3 protein-coding genes are annotated in these 2,947 nt (G+C 78.7%); all 3 read left to right on the top strand.

Annotated features, from left to right (window positions below; genetic code table 11):
• Positions 1–496: 496 nt before the first annotated feature.
• The 3 genes from AAHZ94_RS31910 to AAHZ94_RS31920 are packed head-to-tail and all read left to right on the top strand — an operon-like array spanning position 497 to position 2,737.
• On the top strand, positions 497–985 hold the full coding sequence (locus AAHZ94_RS31910) for a hypothetical protein (protein ID WP_349997198.1): 489 nt from the start codon (positions 497–499) through the stop codon (positions 983–985).
• Positions 986–998: 13 nt separating this feature from the next.
• Complete coding sequence (locus tag AAHZ94_RS31915; RefSeq protein WP_349997199.1) at positions 999–1,730, top strand: papain-like cysteine protease family protein; 732 nt, start codon at positions 999–1,001, stop codon at positions 1,728–1,730.
• Positions 1,731–1,735: 5 nt separating this feature from the next.
• Positions 1,736–2,737 carry a hypothetical protein gene (locus AAHZ94_RS31920; protein WP_349997200.1) on the top strand — a complete coding sequence of 334 codons (1,002 nt, stop codon included), beginning with the start codon at positions 1,736–1,738 and terminating at the stop codon, positions 2,735–2,737.
• Positions 2,738–2,947 lie beyond the last annotated feature (210 nt).

Here is a 2,947-nt window from a genome sequence, read left to right on the forward strand (position 1 = left end):
GGGGGGGGCGGCCCCCCCCCCGCCCCCCCGCGGGGGTCCGCCCCCCCCCCCCCCTCGCCGCCGGGGGCCCCCCCCCCCCCCCCCTACCCGGGGCCCGGCCCCCCCGCCGCACCCCACGCGGCGCGTCCGGGGGCACCACGAGCGACAACCCGCGCCGCACCCCATGCGGCGCACCCGTACCGCAGGCCCCACCGTTGCGCCGCGCCCCCACGCGGCGCGTACGGACGCACTCCACGGGCCCGACACCCGTGCCTGCCCCCCCCGCGCTGTGCCCCACGCGGCGCACCCGCACCACGGCGACACCCCACGCCGTCCCACCGCCGCCCCCACCCAGCACCTCACCCCGCACCCACCCACACCCCCCAACTCTCCGACTCTCCAACTCCCCACACTCACCCACGCATCCCGGCACCGCGCCGCGCCGTGCGCGCCCGCCGCCCCGGCCGCACCCCAGGGCCGTAACCCTCTGCCGCCCCCACCCGCCCACCGCCGCTCCGTGCACAGCCGGGCGATCCAACGGGGCGGCACGGCGGCGGGCCCGACCGAGGTGGCCCGGTCCGGCCCGCCCGGGCCCCCCCCCGCCGGGCGGGCCCCCCCCCGCGGCGGGGCCCCCCCCCCCCCCCCCCCCCCCCCCCCCCCCCCCCCCGCCCCGCCGGGGGCCCCCCCCGGGGCGGCCCGGGGGGGGGCCCGCCCGGGGGGGCCCGGGCCGGCCCGCCCGCCCCCCCCCGGGCCCCCCCCCCCCACCCCGGGGCGGGCGCACCACGGGCCGTACCCGCACCACACCCCGTACGCGCACCCCACCCCGTACGCGCACCCCACCCCGTACGCGCGCACCACATCGCGCACGCAACCCAATACGCGCACCACGCGCACCACGCGCACCACCCCTGCGCGTCACCCCGTACCGCACCACCCCGTACCGCACCACCCCGTACCACCCGCTCACCTCCCCCGAGATCGCCCGGCGCCCCCGCGCGGCGGGTGAGAAGGAGAACACGATGGTTCTGCGGAAACACCGGGCGCCCGTGGGCGCCGCAGCCGCGGCGGAGCAGGACGCCGCCGCTCCGATGAGAAGCAGGCGGCTTGCCGTGGCCGTCAGCGGCGTGGCCGCTGCCGCCTGTCTGGCGGCGCCGCTCGCCGGTACGGCCACCGCGGCGCCGGCCCCCGCGCACGCCACCAGCAGCACGAGCGCCAGCAGCACCACCCAGGCCGCCGGCATCAACTCCACCGCCGCCACCAGCGGCGTCACGGCATCGGCCCAGCTCTCCTTCAACGAGCTGGTGCAGAGCCAGGACCAGTGGTGCTGGGTCGCCACCGGCCTGTCCATCGCGCGTTACCTCGGGCGCGGCCAGGACACCTCGCAGAACACGTTCTGCACCTACGCCCGCGGCCTGCCCACCACCTCGCCGTGCCCGAACCGGCCCGGCTACCTCTCCGACGTGCAGCGTTCCTGGTCCCGGCTCGGCATGGACCCGGGCCGCACCACCGGCACCCTGCCGTTCCAGACGGTCCAGCAGACCATCGACGCCAACTCGCCCGTCGAGGTCGGCATCTACTGGACCTCAGGCGGCGGCCACGCCCGCGTGCTGTACGGGTACGACGCGAGCCGCCGGACGCTGATGTACGCCGACCCGTGGCCGAGCAGCGCCCGGTACGGCGAGATGAACTACCAGAGCTTTGTCAGCAATGGCCAGTTCCGCTGGGCCGAGTCGCTGTACGGGGAGAAGTGAGCGCCATGACGGACCTGACCCGTTCCCACCCGACCCGTTCCCAGACACCCGCCGCCAGCGGCCCCCGGCAGCCCGGCGCGGTGCGCCGGCTCAGCGGGCTCGGCGGCGCCTCGCTCGCCGCGGGCGTCGGCGCCCTTGTCCTGCTTGCGCCCGCGGCGTCCGCCGCCGACCAGGGCCCGCGACCGGCCGCACCCGCGGCCGTCTCCGGCGCCGATCAGGCAGCCGCCACCAAGACGCTGACCAGCCAGGACACCACGGACCGCATCGCGTCCTTCTTCGTCAGACTGGAGCAGCGGCAGCAGGCCAAGGGTAAGGACACGCTGAACGCGCAGGTCACCCGCGGCGAGGCCGCCCGGCAGGCGCCGAAGCTGGTCGGTTCGACCGTCCCGGTCTACTCGCTCAACCCGGACTTCGTCCGCGGCACGGGCAAGGCGTCCACGCCGGTCGCCGAGTTCGCCTACCTGGCGTCCGAGGCCCGCTCGTCCTCCGGCGCCGCCGCCACCGTGTGGACCGTACGGGACGCGAAGACGCGGCAGTGGACGGTGGCCAACGTCATCTCCGGCACCGACGAGGTCAGCTTCGGCCGCAAGACCGCGGGCGACCTGGTCTTCACCGAACCGCAGATAGCCGCCTGGTACGCGCTGGACGGCGACCGGGTGCTGCCGCTCAACAAGGCGGCCCGGGACGCCGTCGGTACCCGCGGCACCACCGTCGCCGCCTATCAGGACCGGGTGCACGAGGCGTACGGCGACAAGCTGCCCGGCTCGGCGTACCAGCGCAACGGCCAGTTCGGCGGCTACGGCAACGCCGCCGAGCAGTCCGCCCCGATGGCCGAGCAGGCGGCCCCGGCGGCCCCGGCGAAGGCCCAGACCACCGCCGCGGACGCCTCGTCCTCCTCCGGCCTCGGCGGCGCCGCACTCGTCGCGACCGTCGCGGGCGGCGGCGCCCTGCTCATCGGCGCGGGCGCCGTGGCAACCCGGATGCGCCGCCGCACCGCGGGTCAGTAGCGGCGGTTACGACGCTGCCGCGCAACGCCTGCCGTGCAGCAACCGCCGCGCCACACCCGCGGCCCCGCAACCACCGGCCGACTCCCAGCCCCGCCCCGGCCGGTGCTCCCCGGCCCCCCCCCCCCCCCCCCCCCCGCCGGGGGGGGGGGGGGGGGGGGGGGGGGGGGGGGGGGGGGGGGGGGGGGGGGGGGGGGGGGGGGGGGGGGGGGG

It is taken from the genome of Streptomyces sp. HSW2009, assembly GCF_040240285.1.
In the GTDB taxonomy this organism is placed as follows: domain Bacteria; phylum Actinomycetota; class Actinomycetes; order Streptomycetales; family Streptomycetaceae; genus Streptomyces.